The 21217-nt window shown below is 73.5% G+C and carries 19 protein-coding genes; 13 read left to right on the top strand and 6 right to left on the bottom strand.

Features of this window, described 5'->3' with window-relative positions; all coding sequences use genetic code 11:
• Positions 1-224 precede the first annotated feature (224 nt).
• Positions 225-1322: a CPBP family intramembrane glutamic endopeptidase gene (locus NDAS_RS21170; RefSeq protein WP_041552905.1), complete on the top strand. Its 1098-nt coding sequence runs from the start codon at positions 225-227 to the stop codon at positions 1320-1322.
• An 11-nt stretch (positions 1323-1333) separates the two neighbouring features.
• Here the strand turns inward: NDAS_RS21170 and NDAS_RS21165 are convergent, their stop codons facing one another.
• On the bottom strand, positions 1334-1951 hold the full coding sequence (locus tag NDAS_RS21165) for a TetR/AcrR family transcriptional regulator (protein WP_013155283.1): 618 nt from the start codon (positions 1949-1951) through the stop codon (positions 1334-1336).
• A gap of 141 nt (positions 1952-2092) precedes the next feature.
• On the opposite strand from NDAS_RS21165, the gene NDAS_RS21160 reads away from it, so the two are divergent.
• Positions 2093-2725, top strand: coding sequence for an NAD(P)H-dependent oxidoreductase (locus NDAS_RS21160; RefSeq protein WP_013155282.1), 633 nt, complete (start codon positions 2093-2095; stop codon positions 2723-2725).
• Positions 2726-2855: 130 nt separating this feature from the next.
• Here NDAS_RS21160 and NDAS_RS21155 read toward each other — a convergent pair whose 3' ends face one another.
• Positions 2856-3749, bottom strand: a complete 894-nt coding sequence (locus NDAS_RS21155; RefSeq protein ID WP_013155281.1) for a CPBP family intramembrane glutamic endopeptidase — start codon at positions 3747-3749, stop codon at positions 2856-2858.
• A 51-nt stretch (positions 3750-3800) separates the two neighbouring features.
• Here NDAS_RS21155 and NDAS_RS21150 point away from each other — a divergent pair, with 51 nt between their 5' ends.
• The 3 genes from NDAS_RS21150 to NDAS_RS21140 all read left to right on the top strand — a co-directional run bounded on the left by NDAS_RS21150 (position 3801) and on the right by NDAS_RS21140 (position 6374).
• Positions 3801-4472 (top strand): TetR/AcrR family transcriptional regulator C-terminal domain-containing protein, encoded by a 672-nt coding sequence (locus tag NDAS_RS21150; RefSeq protein WP_013155280.1) that lies wholly within the window; start codon positions 3801-3803, stop codon positions 4470-4472.
• Between the two features lie 224 nt (positions 4473-4696).
• Positions 4697-5239: a dihydrofolate reductase family protein gene (locus NDAS_RS21145; RefSeq protein WP_013155279.1), complete on the top strand. Its 543-nt coding sequence runs from the start codon at positions 4697-4699 to the stop codon at positions 5237-5239.
• Between the two features lie 208 nt (positions 5240-5447).
• On the top strand, positions 5448-6374 hold the full coding sequence (locus NDAS_RS21140; RefSeq protein ID WP_013155278.1) for a MerR family transcriptional regulator: 927 nt from the start codon (positions 5448-5450) through the stop codon (positions 6372-6374).
• Positions 6375-6553: 179 nt separating this feature from the next.
• On the opposite strand, the gene NDAS_RS21135 is transcribed toward NDAS_RS21140, so the two are convergent.
• Positions 6554-7105 carry a lytic polysaccharide monooxygenase auxiliary activity family 9 protein gene (locus tag NDAS_RS21135; protein ID WP_013155277.1) on the bottom strand — a complete coding sequence of 184 codons (552 nt, stop codon included), beginning with the start codon at positions 7103-7105 and terminating at the stop codon, positions 6554-6556.
• Positions 7106-7863: 758 nt separating this feature from the next.
• Here NDAS_RS21135 and betT point away from each other — a divergent pair.
• Positions 7864-10026 (top strand): choline BCCT transporter BetT, encoded by a 2163-nt coding sequence (gene betT / locus NDAS_RS21130; protein WP_013155276.1) that lies wholly within the window; start codon positions 7864-7866, stop codon positions 10024-10026.
• Between the two features lie 298 nt (positions 10027-10324).
• Complete coding sequence (locus NDAS_RS21125; RefSeq protein ID WP_013155275.1) at positions 10325-12481, top strand: discoidin domain-containing protein; 2157 nt, start codon at positions 10325-10327, stop codon at positions 12479-12481.
• Between the two features lie 174 nt (positions 12482-12655).
• Here the strand turns inward: NDAS_RS21125 and NDAS_RS21120 are convergent, their stop codons facing one another.
• From NDAS_RS21120 to NDAS_RS21110, 3 genes are read right to left on the bottom strand one after another with little or no spacing between them, the layout of a single operon-like run.
• Entirely contained in the window at positions 12656-13675 is a 1020-nt protein-coding gene (locus NDAS_RS21120; RefSeq protein WP_013155274.1) for an ABC transporter substrate-binding protein, read from the bottom strand.
• Positions 13672-14460, bottom strand: a complete 789-nt coding sequence (locus tag NDAS_RS21115; RefSeq protein ID WP_013155273.1) for an ABC transporter ATP-binding protein — start codon at positions 14458-14460, stop codon at positions 13672-13674. Before NDAS_RS21115 ends, NDAS_RS21120 begins: the two co-directional genes overlap by 4 nt.
• Positions 14460-15566 carry a FecCD family ABC transporter permease gene (locus NDAS_RS21110; protein WP_013155272.1) on the bottom strand — a complete coding sequence of 369 codons (1107 nt, stop codon included), beginning with the start codon at positions 15564-15566 and terminating at the stop codon, positions 14460-14462. The genes NDAS_RS21115 and NDAS_RS21110 overlap by 1 nt, the downstream gene beginning before the upstream one ends.
• Positions 15567-16062: 496 nt before the next feature.
• On the opposite strand from NDAS_RS21110, the gene NDAS_RS21105 reads away from it, so the two are divergent.
• The 6 genes from NDAS_RS21105 to NDAS_RS21080 all read left to right on the top strand — a co-directional run bounded on the left by NDAS_RS21105 (position 16063) and on the right by NDAS_RS21080 (position 21144).
• A complete protein-coding gene (locus NDAS_RS21105) occupies positions 16063-16722 on the top strand; it encodes an HNH endonuclease family protein (protein WP_013155271.1) in 660 nt (219 codons plus the stop codon).
• A gap of 301 nt (positions 16723-17023) precedes the next feature.
• Complete coding sequence (locus NDAS_RS21100; RefSeq protein ID WP_013155269.1) at positions 17024-18292, top strand: beta-ketoacyl-[acyl-carrier-protein] synthase family protein; 1269 nt, start codon at positions 17024-17026, stop codon at positions 18290-18292.
• Complete coding sequence (locus tag NDAS_RS21095) at positions 18289-19500, top strand: beta-ketoacyl synthase N-terminal-like domain-containing protein (RefSeq protein WP_013155268.1); 1212 nt, start codon at positions 18289-18291, stop codon at positions 19498-19500. The genes NDAS_RS21100 and NDAS_RS21095 overlap by 4 nt, the downstream gene beginning before the upstream one ends.
• Positions 19501-19620: 120 nt before the next feature.
• Positions 19621-19881, top strand: a complete 261-nt coding sequence (locus NDAS_RS21090) for an acyl carrier protein (RefSeq protein WP_013155267.1) — start codon at positions 19621-19623, stop codon at positions 19879-19881.
• Positions 19882-19885: 4 nt separating this feature from the next.
• Positions 19886-20359: an SRPBCC family protein gene (locus NDAS_RS21085; RefSeq protein WP_013155266.1), complete on the top strand. Its 474-nt coding sequence runs from the start codon at positions 19886-19888 to the stop codon at positions 20357-20359.
• A gap of 221 nt (positions 20360-20580) precedes the next feature.
• Entirely contained in the window at positions 20581-21144 is a 564-nt protein-coding gene (locus NDAS_RS21080) for a DUF6153 family protein (RefSeq protein WP_013155265.1), read from the top strand.
• Positions 21145-21217 lie beyond the last annotated feature (73 nt).

Genomic DNA, 21217 nt, shown 5'->3' with positions numbered 1-21217 from the left:
GCCCGACTGGCCCGGTGCCCAGTCGCCCGACCGCCCGGCTCCGCGACGGTGACGGACCTTGGCGGGGCGGCCGTCGGGCCTGTGCGCCCGTCACCGGTCGCCTGGTCGGGTCACGGACTCCGTCGGCGCATGACATCCGTCATGCCCGTCCCGTGCGGAGTGCGCGGAAAACCCGTGACCGGTGACACTCAGTGACAGAACTGCTCCGGCCTAGGTTCGGGAGCATGAACCCCAACGACGACCGTCACCACGCCTGGTCGGCCCCTCCGCCGACCGACGCCTTCCTTCCCGCTCCGGACGCGGACCCGTCAGCTGGTCCGTCCGGGCACCGTTCGCGCCGCCGGGGCCCGCGTCCCGTCCCGCCGGGGGTGGAGTACCACCGCATGCTCGCCGGGGACAAGCGCCGCGTCCTGCGCGGCGTCCTCGCGATCGTGCTCCTGCTCGTGGGGCTGTTCGCCATCAGCTACGCCTTCGCCGAGGCCTCCGCGTTCGTGGACGGGCAGATGGGCAGGACCAACCCGGCGGCGGGCGGCACCGACTACACGCCGGTCTACCACGCCTCGGGCATGCTCGGACTCGCCATGCTCATCCCGTTGAGCATGCTCATCCAGCGGCTGCTCTACGGAGTCAGGGGGGCCTCCCAGCACTCGGTGCTCTCGCGCTTCCGATTCGGAGTGCTCGGCCGGGCGCTGCTGTTCATCGGCCCCTTCTGGCTGATCGCCGTCACCGTCATGAACGTCTGGACACCCCCCGTTCAGAAGGACTGGCCCCTCGCCGATCTGGTCGCCATGTTCGTCCTCACCCTGCTGCTGGTCCCCCTCCAGGCGGCCGGTGAGGAGTACGGCCTGCGCGGGCTGGCCTTCCAGGTCGCCGGGAGCTGGAGCCGCGGGCCGCGGGTGGGACTGGTCCTCGCCGTCGTCGTCTCCAGCCTGCTGTTCACGACCATCCACGGCGCGGGTGACCCGTGGATCAACATCTGGTACTTCCTGCTCTCCCTCAGCCTGGCCGTCATCACCTGGCGCACCGGCGGGATCGAGATCCCGATCGTCATCCACGGGCTGCTCAACACGCTCACCTTCCTCATCTGCATCGTCCTGCAGATCGACCTCGGCGCCTCCGTCATGGACCGGTCGGCGGGCACCGGGTCGCCCATCATGCTCGTGCCCGCCGTCACCGCCGTCGTGATCGCGCTCGTGGTGTTCCTGCGTACGCGCCGGACGGGACCGGCCCTGACCCCCGGGCCCTTGCGAACCCAGCCGGACACGCGGTCCGCCCGGGTCCAGCCGGACGCGCGGCCCGGGTGGGTCCCAACCGTGAGGTGAGGAGTGGCCGGTCAGTCCCCGAGGAGGCGTTCGACGAGGAACCTCCAGCCGTCGATCAGGGGGTTGGGGGCGTCCGGCTCCGGAGGAGGGGCGGCGACCTCGTCCGTCGACATGTACAGCACGAGAGGACCCTCCAACGCGGCGGTCAGCTGCACGGAGAGGCCGTACACCCGGTCCGCGGGCAGACCGGCCAGGCCCAGGAGCATGCGGATGTGGGGCTGGGTCATACCGACCGCGCCCGCCGGTACCGGCAGGGAGCGGTCCACGGCGGCCCGGGCGATCGCGTGGTGCTCCAGCAGGAAGGGGATGCGGGCGCACCCGTAGGCGACCAGGCGCTCGGCGGGGTCGGCGCCCGGTCCCAGCGGCGGCGGTCCGGACAGCACCTGTTCCTGGAAGCGGTGCTCGGCGTCTTCGAGCAGGGCCACGAAGATGCCCGCGCGACTGCCGAAGCGGCGGAAGACGGTGCCCTTGCCCAGCCCCGCGCGTTCGGCGAGGCCGTCCATGGTCACCTGCCGTGTTCCGTGTTCGGCGATCATCGCGCGGGCTGTCTCCAGCAGGCGTTCGCGGTTGCGCGCGGCGTCCGCGCGTTCGCCGCGCTCCTTCCCGAAGGGCACCAGGGGCGAAGTCACACGGACAATCTACCCCGGGAACACTAAGCGGGGTAAAGTCCGTTTATAGTGGTGCGAGGGTCACCCGGACAGCTGGACCGTCCGGCCGTGTGGCCGTGCTCCGCATACCGCGAACCCGAACACCCTTGGGGGAAGAGCCCGATGAACCTGTTCCGTCTGGACGCCAGCATCCTGCCGACCGTCTCCTGCAGCGCCGAGATCGCCGACCGGGTCGAGGCCGAATGGGCCGCCGCCCACCCGCGGGGCGCCGTCAACCGCCGCCACCTGGGCACCGACCCGCTGCCCGCCGACGCCTGGGCCCTGGCCACCATCGGCGCCGGAACGGACGAGGCCGACCGCACGCCCGAACAGGTCCGGGCTCTGGCCCTGGCGGCCGAACTGGCCGCCGAACTCCAGGAGGCCGACGCGGTGGTCCTGGCCGTGCCGCTGTACAACTTCGGCGTCTCCCAGCACTTCAAGGCCTGGGCCGACCTGGTCATCGCGGGCGCGGGCGCCACCACCCCGCTGCTGAAGGACACCCCCACCGTGCTGGCCACCACCCTGGGCGGCGGCTACGGCCCCGGCACCCCCCGCGAGGGCTGGGACCACTCCACCCCCTACCTGGAGCGCGTCGTCGGCGACATCTGGCAGGCGGACCTGACCCTCATCAAGCGCGAACTCACCCTGGCCGCGACCACGCCGGGCATGGAGTCCCTCAAGGACCTCGCCCAGCAGGAGCACGACCGGGCCCTGGTCAGCGCCAGCGAGGCCGGTCGGGCGCTCGCCGCGCGCTGAGGGCCCCGGTCATCACCGACCGCCCCGACACCGAGCCCGCCCGGGGCCGCCGACCACGTGATCCGTGTTCTCGGCGGCCCCGGGCGGCGTTCGTCCGGGTTCCTGAGGTGCGCTGGGACTCCCGTCGGCGCTAACCCCGGGCGCTGTCGGAACGGCGCAGCCCCAGGCGGCCGCGGGTGCAGACCGCGAGGAGCACCGCGAGCAGGGCGACCATGGCGACCTCGGGCGCGCTCGCCGGATCACCCACGGCCACCGCCTTGACGCCCGAGACGACGTTGATCGCGGCGTGGGTGATGATCGCGGCGACCACACCGCCGCGGGCGGAGTTGAAGACGTGGCCGAGGACCACCGTGAACCCGACGCAGAGCAGGGCGTAGGCGGGGAAGTACATCTGCGCCTGGAGCGTGCCGGGCATGGCGAACAAGGGGGCGTGCCACATCGCCCAGACCGCGCCGAGCAGGACGTTCGCGGCCAGCGGGGAGAGCACGCCCTGGAGGCGGGGCAGCGCGAAGCCCCGCCAGCCCAGCTCCTCGTTGCCGCCGCCGACCAGCGCGATGACCAGGAACTGGACGGGCAGGGTCGGCAGCGCCGCCCACAGCTGGGCCTCGTCCAGGGTCGACTGGCCCAGGTACACCTGGATCGCGGCGGAGCCCGCGAGGGCCAGGACCACCAGCACGGTGATCAGGTAGGGCATGACGCCGCCCCTGCGCCGGAGGGAGTGGCGCCGGAAGAGCGCGCCCACGCCCTTGCGGCCCTGGGTGGCCGCGGTGACGACGGCCGCGGCCACCATCGGCCCGAAGCTGCCGACGATCACGGCGGGCATCGGGTCGGCGCCGCCGAGCAGGCGCGTGCCGAGCCACCAGGCGGTCCAGGAGAAAGCGAAGGCGATCACGAGGAAGGCGGTGAGGCCGCGGGGGTCGGTGACCGTCGTGCGGGACTGGTCGGGGGCCTCGGCGTGGAACTCGGAGGGGGCGCAGGTCTGGGGGCTCGTGAGGGAGCTGTCGGTAGCCATGCCGAGAAACATACACTGTTGGAGAGAAACCTACAACGTAGGATTTCCAGTATCCTGTTGGACATGGCAACCTCAGGATCCGACCAGCAGTTCGACAGCGTCTTCCACCGCCCGCAGCGCCGACGCCGGTCCCAGCCCGCCCTCAGCCGCGAACGCATCGTCGCCGCGACCATCGACCTGCTCGACCGCGAGGGGGCGTCCTCGCTGACCATGCGCAAGGTCGCCGCCGAACTCGGGGTGCACGCCACCAGCCTGTACTGGTACGTGGAACGCCGGGAGGACCTGGTGGACCTGGCCGTGGACGAGATCCTGGCCGGGGCCGCCTCCGTGCCGCCGCCCCCGGACGCCCCCTGGGACGAGGCGCTCAAGGAGACCGCCCTGCGGTTCTACGCGGCCCTGACCGCGCACACCTGGGCGGCCGAGTTCGCGGGCTCCCGGCCGCTGATCGGCCCGAACGCCGTCGCCCTGTCGAGGCGCATCATCGAGGCGCTGGGCGAGTACGGCGGGGGCGGGGAGGCGCAGGCGGTCGCCATCCGGGCGGTGTCGAACCAGATCCTCGGCGCGGCCACCTCCGCCGTCGCCATGCGCGCGATGAAGTCCGACCGCGAACAGGAGCACGAGGAGGCCGTCGCCGCCGCGGTCTCGGAGGCGGACGCCCTGGCCGTGGAGAACACCTACTTCGACCAGACGCTGGACCTGATCCTGGCGGGCATCAGGGCGCGGCGCGGGTCCTAGCGCGGTGGCCGCGGACGGCCGCCGGGCCGGTCACGCGGCCCGGGACCGGGGACGCCCCGGCGTGCCGTCCGCTCCGTACCCGGGCGCGTCCCCGACGCCGCGCGGCCGGACGCCGGCCGTTCGCGTCGGACCGCCGCGGACACGCGTGCGGCTTCCGCCCTCGCCCCTCCCGCCGCCCGGGCTAGGATTCGGCTCCGGGCCGCCGGAATCCTGGGAGAAGACGGATGAGTGACGTGGGCATCGGCACCGGCAGAGTGGTCGTGAACAGGGCGATGTCACTGGACGGCTTCATCGCCGGTCCCGGCCACGCGATGGACTGGATCTCGGAGTACCTGACCGCGGACGCGGTCCCGGAGGTCATGGCTGCCACGGGCGCCATGCTCGTCGGCCGGAGGACCTACGAGGTCGCCAAACGCATGCCCGACCAGGGCACCGCCTACGACGGGGGACCGCAGTTCGTCCTCACCCACGAGCCCCCCGAAGAGCCGGACCCCACCGTCACCTTCCTCACCTGCGGACTCGAAGAGGCCGTCGCCACGGCACGCGGCGCCGCGGGCGACAGGAACCTGGAGATCCTCGGCGCCGACGTGGCCGCCCAGTGCCTGCGGCGCGGGCTCGTCGACGAGATCCTGGTGTACGTCCTACCGGTGCTGCTCGGTGACGGTGTCCGCTTCACGCCCCCGGGCCTCGGCAGGATCGACCTGGAGCCCTTCGGCAACACCCAGTCGGGCGCCGTCACGACGCTGCGCTTCCGCGTGCGGAAGTAGGCGCGGCTCTTCGACAGCCAGGCCCGTTTCCCGGTTCGGGTTCCCGTGCGCGCCCCGCACGGTGGTGACCGAACGGCCCCGCGCTCGTCACGGAGGAGGGGCGTGTCTCCCGGCACCGGCGCGGGCGGTGCGCGGGGTTGCACCTTCCGTAGCGGCATGTGGTCTGGTGGACCCACGTCCCGGTCCCCTGAGGAAAGCCACCCTGCTCATGCCCCTGTCCTTCACGCCGCCCCGCCGGGTCAAGATCGGCGACGCGGCGGCCTTCGTCGGCAGCACGCCGCGGGCGATCCGCCACTACCACGAGATCGGCCTGCTCCCCGAGCCCGAGCGGGGCGTCGACGGCCGCCGCCGCTACGGGTACGAGGACATGATCCGCCTGCTGTGGATCCGCAGGATGGCCGACGCCGGGATCGCCCTGGACGACATCCGCGACTCCTTCACCACCGGCACGGCTTCCGCCGACGCCGACGCCGACGCCGACGCCGACGCCGACGGCGCAGACGGTATCGCGGGCATCCTGGAGCGGTTGGAGGAGAGCCTCGCCGATCAGGAGGCGGAACTGCGGCGGCAGCGGGCCGCCGTGCGGCGGATGCGCACCGAAGGCAGCCGTATGGGCCTGCTCTCCGACTTCGTCACCCAGCGCCTCAAGAGCCTGCCCGAGGGCTCCCTGCGCCAGGCGGACCTGGACGATCTGCTGGTCACCGAGCGGGTCTTCGGCCCGCTCGGCGCGGCCGTCCGGGCCGGCCGCTTCATCGCCCTGGCCACGCGTCCCGCTCTGCGGGAGGAGTCCGACCGCCTCGATGACGCCGAGGAGGCGCTCGACGACAGCGTCGCCGTCGATGATCCGCGGGTGGCCCGGGTGGCCGCCGAACGGCACGCCTTCGAAAGCACCCTGCACGCCGTCATCGAGGAGTCGGGCCTGGGGGAGGAGGACGACGCCCTCTTCGACGCCTGGGACGCTCTGCACCCCGCTCCCGCCGATGACGAGGCCGACCCCGGCTCCGGCAGTCGGGAGCCGGGCTCCATGAGCGCGTTCGAAGCCTTCGGCAAGATGCCCTACGACTTCTCCCCGGCCCGGCAGCGCTGTATGGAACTGGCCGGGGAACTGTCCGCCCGGGACTCACCCGCCGCCTGAGGCACGGCCCGGACGCCGGTCCGGGGGTGGAGAGGGCCCGCGACCGCGCCCGGCAAGGGGCCCACCGGTTCTGAGCCGCCCGCCGGGACCGGGGGAACGCGGCCCGCCCGGGCCCGGCGGCGGCGTCGCGGACGCCGTGCGATCCGCCGGACCGGGCGGGCCCACCGGCCTCCGCGCCGCTAGGCGCGGATGTTGACGTCCACGCAGGCGTAGAAGGCGTTACCGGTGTCGGCGACGTTCCACCTGGCCAGCAGCGTGTGCCGTCCGCTGTACCCCGACAGGTCCACGGTGTGGCTGAACGACCACGGCGGACGGGCGCCGTGGTCGTTGAACACGGCCACACGGTGGTTACCGATGAAGTACTCCCAGGTGGAGGTGGAGTGCGCGGCCGTGATGGTCCACTCGAAGGTCTGGACGCGGCCGACGTCGGTCACCCGCCAGCCCCGGCTGTTGTCGTTCAGCTCGGCGAAGCGGCCGACGCCGCCGTTGCACTGCATGAGCCCCTTGGGGCCCTCCACGCTCTGCGGCTCCCACTGGATGCCGCCGCACTGGACGATGCCCGCGGCGCACTGGGCCTGGCGGCTCATCGGGTTGGAGATGTAGCCGTGGGCGTTGGCCGTGCCCGCGGGCATGAGGCCGAGGAACAGGGTGGTGGCGGCGGCCAGCGCCGCCGCGGTGCGGAGCCGGTGCCGGTTGCGGGGGCGGGGGGTGTCGGACTTGCGGTTCAGCATGTGCGGGTCCTTCGGTCATGGATCGCGCCCCGGCGCGCAGGGCCGGGACGGTAGCGGGAATCCGTCGGGGGAGACCCGGGCCGGTACCTGCCCGGGGCGAAGGCGAGCGCTCGTGACTGCGGGGGAGGGCCGCGGGCGTCGAGTCCCTGGGGACGCGGCGTCCGGAGTCCCTCTGGAACAGGGGTTTCCCGCTAGGGGAAGCCGGTAAGCGGACCGTGACGAGGAGTCGGGTCCCCCGGCCGCGGCCGGGTGCGGGGGCCGACCGGACCGGCCGCAGGACCGGTCGGGGCCGTTCGGCGGGCGGTACGGGAGGGGCCGCCGAACACGGGGGGACGGGAGCTGGAAGGACCCGGCCCCGCCGCGTGTGTGGTCCGCACCGGCCGGAGGTGGACCAATCCCGGTGCGGCGGGGAGGCGGCATTAGACCTCACCTGGAGGCCACTGTTTCCTTCCCTCTCCTTCCCTTTCCTTGCCCGGAACCGGGTCCGCCCACGGGTTTCGGCACCGCGTTCGACTCGGTTCCCGGGCCCGCCCGCCGCCGTCGGCCTGCGCCCCGACCGCCGCCGACTCCTCCGGCCAGCCGTCCGCGCGCCGCCGCGCCCGCGCCACGCCGCCGTTGGTGGGGTGCCCGCCCACGGACGGACGATCCGTGAAGATGGCGCCGTGGAATGTCCGAATCCCGTAATCCGGTGATCCGCGTCCCGTCGGCACCGCCCCCGGGGAGCCGCTTCCGGTACCGCACGAACGAGAGGTGAAACGGTGGCCACCGACGGAGGGCAGCACCGTCCGGACCGCGAACCGGAGCCGGAAGCCGAGCCGGAGCCGGAAACCGGACCGGAGACCCCCGAGGAGGCGGAGCGCGGTCCGAGCCGCCTCAAACCGGTCGTGTTCTACGGCTCGTCCGCGCTGATCGTCGCGCTCTCGGTCTGGGCGATCGTCGCGCCCACGCACGCCGGGAACACCATCGGCGCCGTCGTGACGTGGATCACCGAGGTGTTCGGCTGGTACTACTTCCTCGCCACCACCCTCTACCTCGGGTTCGTGGTGGTCATCGCGCTCTCCCGCTACGGCAGGGTCAAGCTCGGCCCCCAGCACTCCAAGCCCGACTACGGGGTGTTCGCCTGGGCGGCCATGCTGTTCGCGGCGGGCATCGGCATCGACCTGCTGTTCTTCTCCGTCTCCGGGCCGGTCAGCCACTACCTGGCGCCGCCCGAGGGCGACGCGCAGACCGTCGAGGCGGCGCGGCAGGCCGTGGTGTGGACGCTCTTCCACTACGGCGTGACCGGGTGGGCGATGTACGCGCTGATGGGCATGGCCCTGGGCTACTTCTCCTTCCGCTACCACCTGCCCCTGGCCATCCGGTCGGCCCTGTACCCGCTGATCGGCAGGCGCATCCACGGCCCGGTCGGCGACGCGGTCGACCTGGCGGCCGTCATCGGCACGATCTTCGGCATCTCCGTGTCGCTCGGCATCGGCGTCGTGCAGCTCAACTACGGGCTCAACTTCCTCTTCGGCGTCCCCGAGGGCGTCGCGGCCCAGCTCGGCCTGATCATCGTCGCCGTGCTCGTGGCCACGATGTCGGCGGTGGCGGGCGTGGACCGGGGTATCCGGCGGCTGTCCGAGATCAACGTCGTGCTAGCCGTCGTCCTGATGCTCTACGTGCTGGTCTTCGAGGACCCCCTCTACCTGCTCAACGCCCTCGTCCTCAACATCGGCGACTACCTCAGCCGCTTCCCCTCCATGACGCTGAACACCTTCGCCTACGACCCGCCGACCGACTGGCTCAACGCCTGGACGCTGTTCTTCTGGGCCTGGTGGATCGCCTGGGCGCCGTTCGTGGGGATGTTCCTCGCCCGGATCTCGCGCGGCCGCACCATCCGGCAGTTCGTGGCGGCGACGCTGGTGGTCCCGCTCCTGTTCACGCTGACCTTCCTGTCCTTCTTCGGCAACAGCGCGCTGAGCGTCGTGCGCGAGGGCGGCGCCGCGTTCGGCCAGACCACCATGAACCACCCCGAACAGGGCTTCTACGCGCTGCTCGCGCAGTACCCGGGGGTGCTGTTCAGCGCCGGGCTGGCCACGGTCGTCGGACTGCTCTTCTACGTCACCTCCGCCGACTCCGGCGCGCTGGTGATGGGCAACCTCAGCTCCCACCTGCCGACGCCGCTCACCGACGCCTCCCCGTGGCTGCGCGTCTTCTGGTCGGCGGCGACCGGCCTGCTCACCCTCGCCATGCTCCTGGTCGGCGGGGTGGACACGCTGACCAGCGCGACCATCATCATGGGCCTGCCGTTCTCGTTCGTGATGTTCGTGATCATGTGGGGCCTGTTCAAGGCGCTGCGGATCGAGAAGTTCCGCAAGGACGCCTTCCGGACCACCCTGTCCTCGTCGCTGTCGGACCGGACCGCGGCCGACCGGCGGGGGCCCGAACGCAACTGGCGGCAGCGGATCAAGCGGGCGGTGAGCTTCCCCGGCAGGCGGGCGGCCGAGCGGTTCGTCCGCGACGTGTGCCGCCCGGCGTTCCGGGACGTCGCCGAGGAGCTGCGCGAACACGGCGCGGAGGCGTCGGTGAGCGAGGGGGTGGACGAGGCCGTCGGCATCGCCTACCTGGAGCTGCGGGCGCCGATGGGCGAGGAGGAGGAGTTCAGCTACCGGGTGTGGCCGATGGAGGTGCCCACCCCCGCGTTCGCCATGCGCTCGCTCGCCGAGCACGACACCTACGTGCGCTTCGAGGTCTACCTCACCGAGGGCAGCCAGGGCTACGACGTGATGGGCTACACCAAGGAGCAGCTCATCGGCAACATCCTCGACGAGTACGAGCGGCACCTGGAGTTCCTGCGGCTGCACCGGGAGGCGACCTCGGGCTCCGCGCTTCCCGACCACGGGCCGGGCACCGCCGACGTCCAGGACACCGAGGAGCGCTGAGAGCGTTCGCCGACGGGTAACGGATCCGGTCCGGCCGGAAGCGTCGCCGGTGTGGCACAGCTGGTGTGACGCAAGGGTTTTGACCTGCGGTGATCCTGTGCCTGTAGCGAGTCCGGGCGGTCGGACCCCGCCACGGGCGCGAGACCACGACGGACGGGGCGGGCCGCACGGCTGGGAGCGGTATCCGGGAGGCGTCCGAGTGACATCCGAAATGTCGGGCCGCGCGCGTAGCCTCGTCGCGGATCCGCGGGCGGCGCCCCGGCCGCCCTCCCCGAACCCCCTCACCGTAGGAGCCTTCATGCACGAGCACCCGACCGTCCGCGTCTTCCGCACCGAACGGCAGCGGGCCCGGACGGGGGAGTGGCTGGCCGACCACCGGCTGGTGGTCGGGTTCGAACCCGGCGGGGCCGTACCGTTGGCCCAGCTCGGCTGGCGCGACCTCGACGGCGCGGAGGCGGTGGTCGGGTTCGAACCCGGCATGACCGCGTTCACCGGCACGCGGACCACCGCGGACGGCGCGTCCCACGCCTGGCGGGGACGGCTGGTGGAGCGGCTCACCGACCGCCCCGTCCACAGGTTCGGCGTCGAGGGCGCGGACGGGGAGGAGGAACTGCGGCTGCTCATCGAGGACGGCGGCTCCCCGGCCGCGCGGGTCACCTGGGCCGACCGCGAGGGCGGCGGCGGTGCGGTCGCCCTGCGCACCATCGCCCTGGAGGAGGCCGGTAGCGGGGAGGAGGTCACCGGCGGGGTGCGCGAGGTGCGGGCGGGCAACGAGCACACGCGGGCGGGCGAGGTCGCCGCCAACCTCCTCGACGACACCTCCTCCAAGTGGCTGAGCTGGCGCGACGCCGACTGGCTGGAGTTCACCATGGCCGAACCCGTCAGCGTCCGGCACTACGTCCTGGTCTCCGCCAACGACTTCGCCGACCGCGACCCCCGGAACTGGGCGCTCAAGGGGTCGGCGGACGGCCGGACCTGGGTCACGCTCGACACCCGTTCCGACGAGTTCTTCCCCGGCCGCCACCACGCCCGCGACTTCCACGTCACCGACCCGGCCGCGGACACCCCCTACCGGCACCTGCGGCTGGAGATCACCGGCAACTGCGGCGGCTCCGAGATCCAGCTCAACCGGGTGCGCTTCTTCTCCGAGGGCCGCACCTACGAGGCGTTCGACGGACACCGCTACACGGCGGGCGGCGCGCCCTCCCCGTACGGGGGGATAGCTCAGGACCTGCCGGCCCGCGTCCCGGCCACCGCCGAGCAGTGGCGGGCCTACCTGGCCGGGTACAGCGCGGACATGCTGCGGGTCCTGACCGAGGAGGAACTCCCCGGGACCACCGCGGAGCAGCGCGCCGCCTCCTGGCTGGGCTGCGACGGCGCACCCGAGGAGCGGATCGCGGAGCTGGAGGAGCGGCTCGGCAGGCGGCTCCCGCCCGGTTACCGCGCCTTCCTGGAGGCCTCCGACGGCTGGGGGCCCGCGAGCGCGTTCGTGTACGGCCTGCGCTCCACCGCCGCCGTCGGCTGGGCGGCCGACCTGGAGGACGAGTGCGGTGTGGACGAGTCCCTCGTGGCGGGGGAGGGCGGCCCCGTCGGACCGCTGCTGCTGGTCTCGGCCGAAGGGGACGCCCAGGACTGGGTGCTGGACGCGGGCGACGTCTCCCCCGACGGGGAGTGGGCCGCCTACACCTGGTCGAGCTGGAACCCCGGCCCGGGGGAGCGCCACCGCTCCTTCGCCGACCTCGTGGCCGCCGAACGCGCCTCGTTCGAGGAGCTGCTCGGTGCGGAGGGGCGCCCGGTGCACCCGGAGGGAGCGCTCGAACTCCTGGCGAGGGGCCGCCGCGCCGCGCTGGAGGGCCGGGTGGAGGAGGCGCTGAACGCCCTGCGCCGGGCCAAGGAGAAGGGATCGGGCGCCGCCGCCTACCTCGAAGTCGTCCTCGCGGCCTTCCTCGACGTGCGGGGGGCGCACCACAGGCTGCGCGGCCTGCTGCACCGCCCCCACGTGGTCGCCGAGGTCGGCACCGGGCGGATCGAGGCCGAGGCGGTGCCGCTCTACCTGCACAGCGCCGGTCTGGACACCCCCGGCGGCGCGGCCTACGCCGACCGCGCCCTGGCCGGGGCCGTGCCCGGCCTCGACATCCCCTCCGGCGGGACCGAGCGGCGGGAGTGGCTGGCCTCCCGTCGGCTGCCGGAGCCGCCCGCCTTCGAGCGCGCCCTGGACACGGCCCGCGAGCTGGCCGCCCGCGGCGCCACCGACGAGGCCTGGGCCGCCGTCGAGGGGGCCCTGCCCGGGTGGTACCCCCTGGAGCCGAACCGGATCGCCCCGGTGGTCCTGCTCACCGACCCCGCGCTGCGCGAGGTGGTCACCCCGGCCCGCGCCCGGGAGGTGGCGTTCACCCCGCGCGGCCTCACGTCCGCCGCGGGGGAGGCGGTGCGCCGGACCCAGAGCGCGGACTGACCCGCCGCGTCCGGGGGCTCCGGCCGGGCCCCGGTCCGCCGCGGCCTCCGCTGAGTGACCCGTGCCCGCCCGCGCCGTCCCCGGGCGCGGAGGTCCTCCAGACGGTCCCCGCAGACCGATGCGCGCCCGCCCGCGCCGTCCCGGGACAGGGGGAGCGGCGCGGGCGGGCGCGGATCAGCCCTGTTCCAGACCGCGCAGGTACTCGGCGAACTTCTCCAGGCCGTCGATGTTGCGCGGACCGGAGATGCCCTCGTTGTAGTCCAGGACGAAGAAGTTCTCCTCGACCACCGCCGGGACCTCGGCCATCGCGGGGAACGAGGTCAGGAAGTCGATCTTCTCCTGCGCGGGCTGGTCGCCGTAGTCGAGGATGATGATGACCTCCGGCTCGGCCTCCACCACCGCCTCCCAGCCGACCTGGGTCCAGCGCTCGTCGAGGCCGGCGAAGATGTTCTCACCGCCCGCGCGGCTGATGATGTCGTTGGGCGGGACCTGGCCGCCCGCGGTGAAGGGCTGGTCGGTGCCCGAGTCGTAGAGGAACACGGGGACCGGGTCGCCGGCGGGGGCCTGCTCCTCCACGGCGGCCACCCGCGCCCGGTAGTCGGTGACGAGCTCCCCGGCGCGGTCCTCGACCCCGAAGATCCGGCCCAGCCGCTCCAGGTCGGTGTACAGGCCCTCGAAGGGGGTGACCTCCTCGGGGTGTCCCGGGTAGTTGAAGCAGGACTCGGTGTGCATGAAGCTCTGGATGCCGAGACCGTCCAGGATCTCGGGGGTGATGCCCCGCTCCTCGCTGAACCCGGAGTTCCACCCGGCGACGACGAGGTCGGCCCCGGCGTCCACGACGAGCTCCCGGTTGAGCAGGTCGTCGCTGAGGAACTCCACCCGGGCGTACTCCTCGGCCCAGGGCGACTCCTCCACCGGCGGGTTGGCGGGGGGCATCACGTACCCGTGCACGTGGTCGGTGAGGCCGAGGGCGAACAGCTTGTCGGCGCTCCCGGCCTCGTAGGCCACGACGCGCTGCGGGGTGGTGTACTCCACCTCCTCGCCGCACCGCTGCACGGTGACCGTGCTCGCGGCCGAGGCCTCCTGCCCTTCCTCGACCTGGGCTCCGCACCCGGCGACCAGGACGGCCACAGCGGTCAGGGGCAGCAGCGAGCGGTGGGACGCGCGGGTCCCGAGGGGTGTCCGGTGTGTCACTGGAGGCCTTTCTCGACGGCGGGGAGCAGCCGGTACAGCAGCTGGGGGTCCCCGGTCAGGGGATGGGGGACGACGGAGGCCTCGATGCCGAAGACCTCCAGGAGCAGGGCGGGGGTCAGGACCTGGTCGGGAGCGCCCGCGGCCACCAGTCGGCCCTCGTGGAGCACACCGATCCGGTCGCAGGCCGCCGCGGCCAGGTTGAGGTCGTGCAGGACCACCAGGACGGTGAGCCCCGAGTCCCGGAGCAGGGACAGCAGCGCGATCTGGTGGCGGATGTCCAGGTGGTTGGTGGGCTCGTCCAGGACCAGCACGCTGGGCTCCTGGACCAGGGCGCGGGCCACCAGCACCCGCTGGCGCTCGCCCCCGGACAGCTCCATGACGCCCCTGTGGGCCAGGTGGGCCACCTCCAGGCGCTCCATGGCCCGGCGGCACAGGTCGCGCTCGCGCGCGTCGAGCGGCTGGTTGCCGCGCAGGTGCGGGGCGCGCCCCAGGGCGACGACCTCCTGCACCGTGAAGTCGAGGTCGCTGCCGCTCTCCTGGGTCAGGGCGGCCACCCGCTGGGCGCTCCGGCGCAGGCTCAGGGAGGACAGGTCCTCGTCCCCGACCCACACGGTCCCGCCGCTGGGGCGCAGCGCCCGGTAGACGCAGCGCAGGGCCGTGGACTTGCCCGAGCCGTTGGGGCCCACCAGCCCCACGACCTGTCCCGCGGGCACGTCCAGGGAGAGGCTCTCCACGATCCGGGCGCCGCCGAGCTCGACGGACAGCCCGTCCAGGCGCAGGTCCATCATCGTCCTCCGAACAGGTAGCCGCGGCGGCGCATGAGACCGAGGAACACCGGTACGCCGATCAGGGCGGTGATGACGCCCAGGGGGAGTTCGCGCGGGGCCACCACCACGCGGGAGAAGAGGTCCACCCAGACCATGAGGAGCGCGCCCAGCAGCGGGGCGACGGTGAGCACGCGCCGGTGGTCGGCGCCCACCGCGATCCGCACGATGTGGGGGATGACCAGGCCGACGAAGCCGATCGCGCCGCTGACGGCGACCATGGCCCCGGTCATGACCGCGGTCACCGCGAACAGGACCCTGCGCTGCCCGGCCGCGTCCACTCCCAGGCTCGCCGAGGTCTCGTCGCCCAGGGCCAGCACGTCGAGCGGGCGCGCGAGGCCGCGCAGCACGAGGATGCCCAGGACCACCACGACGGCCACCACGGGCAGGGAGCTCCAGGTGGCCGCGCCGAAGCTCCCCATGGTCCAGAAGAGCACGGTGGCGGTGGCCTCGCTGCTCGGCGCCAGGTAGACGATCACGCTCATCACGGCCTGGAAGCCGAAGGAGAGCGCCACCCCGGTGAGCACCAGGCGCAGGGGGGTGACCCCCGTGGGGGAGCGGGCGACGAGGTGGACGAGCAGCGTCGCGCCCAGCGCGCCCAGGAAGGCCCCGGCGGAGACCGCGTGGATACCGAGCGCGGACAGTGCGCCCAGCACGCTGACCAGTACCGCGCCGACGGAGGCGCCCGAGGAGACCCCCAGGATGTAGGGGTCGGCGAGGGCGTTGCGGACCATGGCCTGGACGGCCACGCCCACGACCCCCAGACCGGCCCCGACGACGGCGGCGAGCAGGACCCGGGGGGTGCGGATCTGCCAGATGATCTGGTAGCGGACCACCTCGTCTGCCTGGATCACGCCGCCGCTCAGGGCCGCCCACAGGTAGCGCACCGTCTCGGCCGGGGGGACCACCGCCGATCCCAGGCCGATGGCCAGCACCGCGGAGACCGCGAGGAGGACGCCGAGGACGACCGCGGCGGTGGCCGTGCCCGCCCGTGTGGCCAGCCATCTGACCCCGGCCGGGCCGGTCCGCCCGGACGCCGCGCCGTCGGGTGCCGCGTCGTCGGGCATCGGGCGCGTCCTGCCAGGCGGGAGGGACACGTGCCTCACCTGGTTTCTCCTCCCGCTGGGTCAGCAAAAACGATAATGGTTTTCATATTAGGGCAAAGTCGGTTCCGTCGGAACGGCCGGGGGCGGATGTGTGCACACGGCGACCCCTTTGTCCGAAACCGGTTCGGGCGTGCGCGCGGGGCCGTCCTCCGGGGCGGGTGCGCGCTGCGGACGTCTCCGCGGGATCGCGGGGCCCCGACGTGGGCGGAGGGCGTCCCGCCGCCGGTCGCGGGCCGGAACGGGCGGCAATGGCCCCCGCCTCGGGTTCGGTCGATAGCGCCTGACCGGAAGGCTGTGGACGGCAGAGCCGATTCCGGTGCGCCGATGCGCCGGACTCTCCCGTATCGCCCTGGTGCGCCCCGCGGTCAGCGGCGGGACGGGTCGCCCGCGGGTTACCCGTGTGCACTCTCCGGAAACGAACGATTGCGAACCGTAGTCGAACCCGAAGGAGGCTCGCGTGCGCGCCACCGTGGGCACCGCCGCCGCCGTCCTGTCCGCCGCCGTGCTGGCGCCCGTCACCGCACCGGCGCCCGCCGCCGCGCACGCCGCCGAGGCGGTCCCGCTCGCCGTCGCCGTCGCCGGCCTGCCCGTCACCGACGAGAACCGGCAGGGATACGACCGCTCCCTGTTCCCGCACTGGGCCGACACCGACCGCGACGGCTGCAACACCCGCGCCGAGGTCCTGATCGAGGAGGCCGTCGTCATGCCCGAGGTCGATGAGCGGTGCCGCCTGAGCGGCGGACAGTGGGAGTCCTACTACGACGGGCGCGCGCACACCGAGGCCCGCGCCCTGGACATCGACCACATGGTGCCCCTGGCCGAGGCCTGGGACTCGGGCGCCTCGGAGTGGACCACCGACCGCCGCCGCGACTACGCCAACGACATGGGCGAACCGGTCGCCCTGGTGGCGGTCACCGCGGCGCAGAACCGCTCCAAGGCCGACAAGGACCCCGCGCAGTGGCTGCCCGCCTCGGCGGAGGCGCACTGCCGGTACGTCACCGAGTGGACCACGGTCAAGGTCCGCTGGGCCCTGACGGTGGACCCGGCCGAGCACGAGGCGCTCGTCGCCCTCGCCGCGGAGTGCCCCGACGCCGTGGTCGAGGCGGAGGCGGCCTGACCCGCCCGGGGCGGAGGCGGCCAGCGCGGGGTCCGGCGGAGCGCGCCCGGGCCGGGGCGCGCCCGGGAGACGGAAGCTGGCTGGCCAGGTGGCGCGTGGGAGCGCGTTCATCGCCGAGAGGGTTGGCTCAGCGTGATACACACGCTACCGAACGTGAAAAGGAAAGCCGCGTTCTCTGCATCCCTCAGACCATGTGGAGGAAACACCGCATGACCCTGCCCTGTCACAACCCCGCGGCGGCCGCGCGAGCGGCCTCCGCCCTGGACCTGAGCCGGGCCCGCGACCTCCCCGGGGAGGCGCAGTGAGACGCGAGGCCGTCGTCACCGGCATCGGCGTGGTGGCGCCCGGAGCGATCGGCGCGTCCGCGTTCTGGGAGATGCTCACCGCGGGACGCACAGCCACCCGCCACGTCACCCTGTTCGACGCGTCCGACTTCCGCTCCCGGATCGCCGCCGAGGTCGACTTCGACCCCGCCGCGCACGGACTGGACGAGCACCAGGCCGAACGCATGGACAGGTACGTGCAGTTCGCCGCCGTCGCCACCGCCGAGGCGCTGGCCGACAGCGCCCCGCCCCTGTCCGAGGTCTCGCCCTGGCGCGTGGGCGTGAGCATGGGGACGGCGGTCGGCGGCACCACCCGCCTGGAGAGGGACTACGTCCAGATGAGCCGGGGCGGCGCCGACTGGGTCGTCGACCCCGAGGCCGCCTCGCCCCACCTGTACCGGGCGGTGACGCCCAGCGCCCTGTCCGGGGAGATCGCCGAACTGGTCGGCGCGCGCGGACCGGTGCGCACGGTCTCCACCGGCTGCACGTCCGGCCTGGACGCCGTCGGCTACGCCGCCCAGGCCATCGAGGACGACCTCGCCGACGTGGTCGTCGCGGGAGCGGCCGAGTCGCCGATCTCGCCCATCGCCATGGCCTGCTTCGACGCCATCAGGGCGACCTCGGACAGCAACGACGACCCCGCGCGGGCCTCCCGGCCCTTCGACCGCGAGCGCAACGGCTTCGTCATGGGCGAGGGCGCGGCCGTCCTCATCCTGGAGGAGGCCTCGATCGCCCGCCGCCGGGGCGCGCGGATCCGCTGCCGGGTGGCGGGCTTCGCCAACCACGGCAACGCCTTCCACATGACCGGCCTGCGCCGCGAGGGGCAGGAGATGGCGCGGGCCATCACCACCGCCCTGGACCAGGCGCGGCGCCCGGCCACCGACGTGGACTACGTCAACGCCCACGGATCGGGCACCGTGCAGAACGACCGCCACGAGACCGACGCCGTCAAGCGCTCCCTGGGCGAGCACGCGCGGCGGGTGACCATGTCCTCCATCAAGTCGATGGTGGGGCACTCGCTGGGCGCGATCGGCTCCATCGAACTGGCCGCCTGCGTGCTGGCCATGGACACCGGCGTCGTGCCGCCGACCGCCAACCTGAGCACGCCCGACCCCGAGTGCGACCTGGACTACGTGCCGGTGACCGCGCGCGAGCGGCGCACCGACGTGGTGCTCTCCGTGGGCAGCGGCTTCGGCGGCTTCCAGTCCGCCGTCGTCCTCGACCGGGGCAGCGAGGTGCGCGTATGAGCACGGTCATCACCGGACTCGGCACGGTCTCACCCGCCGGGGTGGGCGTCCCGGAGTACTGGGAGGCGGTCCGGGAGGGGCGATCGCTCCTCGCGCCGATCCCCGACTTCGACACCGACGGCTTCCACGTGCGCGTGGGCGGGAAGATCCCCGGCTTCGACCCGCACGACCACCTCGACGGCCGCTACGTCGTCCAGACCGACGCCTTCAGCTGGTTCGCGATGGTCGCGGCCGGCGAGGCCCTGCGCGACTCGGGGCTGGACCCCGCCGCCGACCCCTACGCGGTCGGCGTGCTGATCTGCAGCTGCACGGGCGGCGTGGAGTTCGGCCAGCGCGAGATCGAGGCCCTGTGGAGCAGGGGCCCCGACCACGTCGGCCCCTACCAGTCCATCGCCTGGTTCTACGCGGCGAGCACCGGACAGATCTCCATCAGCAACGGCCTCAAGGGCATGTGCGGGGTGCTGGTCACCGACGAGCCGGGCATGCTCGACGCCCTGGGCCAGAGCGAACGGGCCCTGCGGCGCGGGACCTCCGCGATGCTGGTCGGCGGAAGCGAGGCCCCGATCGGCTCCCCGTTCGCACTGGCCTGCCACGCGGGCGCCGAGGTCCTCAGCCGCGGCGAGGACCCCCGCACGGCCTACCTCCCCTTCACCGAGGGGGCGGCCGGCCACGTCCCGGCCGAGGGCGCGGCCGTCGCCGTGGTGGAGGACGAGGCCGCCGCGCGGGCGCGCGGCGCCAGGATCCGGGCCCGGGTCGCGGGGCACGCGAGCACCTTCGGCGGGGTCGGATCGTTCGACCCGGGCGGTGCCGGACTCCTGCACGCGGCCCGGGAGGCGATGCGCCGGGCCGCCGTCGCCCCCGAGGACGTGGACGTGGTCTTCGCCGACGCGGTGGGCACGCCCAAGGCCGACGCCGACGAGGCCGCCGTGCTGCGCGAGCTGTTCCCCGGCGGGGTGGCCGTCACCGCGCCCAAGACCGGCTTCGGACGCGCCTACGCCGGGTCGGGCGCGCTGGACGTGGCCGCCGCCGTCCTGAGCCTGGAACACCAGGTCGTACCGCCCACACCCAACGTCCCCGACGCGCCCAGCGGACTGGACCTGGTCGTGCGGGTGCCGCGCGCCGCGCGCCTGCGCACCGCGCTGGTCCTGTCGCGCGGCCTGGGCGGCGGCAACTCCGCCGTCGTCCTGACCCGCCCCGACCCGGTCTGACCCGCGTCGGTCTGACCCGAGCCAGGCCGACGAACAGACCCGCACCCGGCACGCGGACCGGCACCTGACACGGCACGCGCACCGGGACCCGAACCGACACACGAGATTCCGAGGAGACCCATGCCCGACAGACACATCGAGATGGAGGAGCTGGTGGAACTCATGTCCGCCTGCGCCGGTGTCCGGACCGACGCCGCCACCGCCTCCGCGAGCACCTTCGACGAACTGGGGATCGACTCCCTGGGCGTCATGGGCATCGTCGCCGAGATCGAGCGCCGTGTCGGCCGCAAGCTCGGGGCGGACGCCGAGGCGTCACCCTCCCCTGCAGTGCTGTCCACCCTCGTCAACGGGGGCGTCGCGGCCCCCGCGAAAGGAATGTGATCCCGTGCCCGGAAGCATCGAGCACAGCGTCGTCATCGACGCGCCCTACGACTTCGTCTGGGAGCTGACCAACGACGTCGCCTCCTGGCCCCAGATCTTCACCTGGCACTCCTCGGTGGAGATCCTGGAGCAGGACGGCGACACCACGCGCTTCCGCGTCACCAAGCAACCCGACAAGCAGGGGCGCGTGTGGAGCTGGGTGTCCGAGCGCACCGTGGACCGCGAGGCGGGGGAGGCGTGGTCCCACCGCGTCCAGACCGAGGGCTTCGAGTACGTGCGGATCCACTGGAACTACGAGCAGGTTCCGGAGGGCGTGCGGCTGACCTGGAGCTACCAGTTCGCCATGAGGCCCGACGCGCCCTTCGACGACGAGCAGATGACCGTCAAGTACAACCAGAACGTTCCGACCGAGATGGAGCACATCAAGAGGAACGTCGAGGCGGCGGCGCGGGCCCGGATGGAGGAGGTCACCACCTGAGCGGCGCCCGCTGACCGGTGCCCGCCGTGATCGCGGTCGCCCCCGTGCGCAGCGCTCGGGGGCGGCCGCGGTCGCCTTCACCCGTTAGGGGTAGGGGGTAGGGCGGGGGCGGTCGGGGACCTCCGGAGGGCGGCCCTACCCTGGTGGAGTCGGTCCGGACGGGATCCCGGACCCCGGACGGAACCCGCCGTGCGCGGCGGAGGCAAGGGGAGGAGACGCTGGTGGCGAGCACGTACGCCCTTGTCCCACCGCTCCTTCCGCGTGGCGCGGCGCCCACGGTGGGAGCCGTGGGCAGGGCCGCGCGCGGGCGCTCCGCGCACCCCGGCCTGGCCTGGGTGCGGATGCTGCTCCTGGTGTCCGTGCTGCTCGGTGTGGCGGGAATGCACACCCTGGGGCACGCGTCCACGGACACGGAGCACGCCTCTCCCGTCTCCACCGCCTCGGTCGTGGCGCACGCCGATCCCGTTCCGGAGGAGCGGGCCGCTCCTGCGGCCCACGCCGCGTCCGAGGCCGGTGCGCACGCCGCCCCCGTTCCGGAGGCGCACGCCGCCGCGGGCGGGTACTCCGACCCGGACGCGCACGCCGCCTCCCCCGTCACCGACCCGACGACGATGTGCCTGGCGGTGGCCGCCCTGGTGGCCGCCCTCGTCGGGCTGGCCGCCGTGGTCTTCCTCCCCTGGCCGGGAGCGCTGCCGAGGCCGCCGTCCCCGACGCTCCGGCGGGCGGTGCGCGTCGCGCCGCCCGAACCCCCGTGTCTGGCGAAGTTACAGGTGCTGAGGGTGTAGACGCCCCTCCCGGGTGGTGCGGTGGCCCCACGCGCCCCGACACCCGGTCCCGAGCCCTGTTCACCTCGCCGTG

The organism is Nocardiopsis dassonvillei subsp. dassonvillei DSM 43111, assembly GCF_000092985.1.
GTDB lineage: Bacteria > Actinomycetota > Actinomycetes > Streptosporangiales > Streptosporangiaceae > Nocardiopsis > Nocardiopsis dassonvillei.
The sequence above is the reverse complement of the archived record's forward strand: the minus strand, read 5'-3'. Positions and strand labels throughout refer to the sequence as shown.

Coding starts and splice junctions, on each gene's coding strand:
- NDAS_RS21170 (WP_041552905.1), top strand. CDS start 225: ATGAACCCCAACGACGACCGTCACCACGCCTGGTCGGCCCCTCCGCCG.
- NDAS_RS21160 (WP_013155282.1), top strand. CDS start 2,093: ATGAACCTGTTCCGTCTGGACGCCAGCATCCTGCCGACCGTCTCCTGC.
- NDAS_RS21155 (WP_013155281.1), bottom strand. CDS start 3,749: ATGTTTCTCGGCATGGCTACCGACAGCTCCCTCACGAGCCCCCAGACC.
- NDAS_RS21150 (WP_013155280.1), top strand. CDS start 3,801: ATGGCAACCTCAGGATCCGACCAGCAGTTCGACAGCGTCTTCCACCGC.
- NDAS_RS21145 (WP_013155279.1), top strand. CDS start 4,697: ATGAGTGACGTGGGCATCGGCACCGGCAGAGTGGTCGTGAACAGGGCG.
- NDAS_RS21140 (WP_013155278.1), top strand. CDS start 5,448: ATGCCCCTGTCCTTCACGCCGCCCCGCCGGGTCAAGATCGGCGACGCG.
- NDAS_RS21135 (WP_013155277.1), bottom strand. CDS start 7,105: ATGCTGAACCGCAAGTCCGACACCCCCCGCCCCCGCAACCGGCACCGG.
- NDAS_RS21125 (WP_013155275.1), top strand. CDS start 10,325: ATGCACGAGCACCCGACCGTCCGCGTCTTCCGCACCGAACGGCAGCGG.
- NDAS_RS21115 (WP_013155273.1), bottom strand. CDS start 14,460: ATGGACCTGCGCCTGGACGGGCTGTCCGTCGAGCTCGGCGGCGCCCGG.
- NDAS_RS21110 (WP_013155272.1), bottom strand. CDS start 15,566: ATGCCCGACGACGCGGCACCCGACGGCGCGGCGTCCGGGCGGACCGGC.
- NDAS_RS21095 (WP_013155268.1), top strand. CDS start 18,289: ATGAGCACGGTCATCACCGGACTCGGCACGGTCTCACCCGCCGGGGTG.
- NDAS_RS21090 (WP_013155267.1), top strand. CDS start 19,621: ATGCCCGACAGACACATCGAGATGGAGGAGCTGGTGGAACTCATGTCC.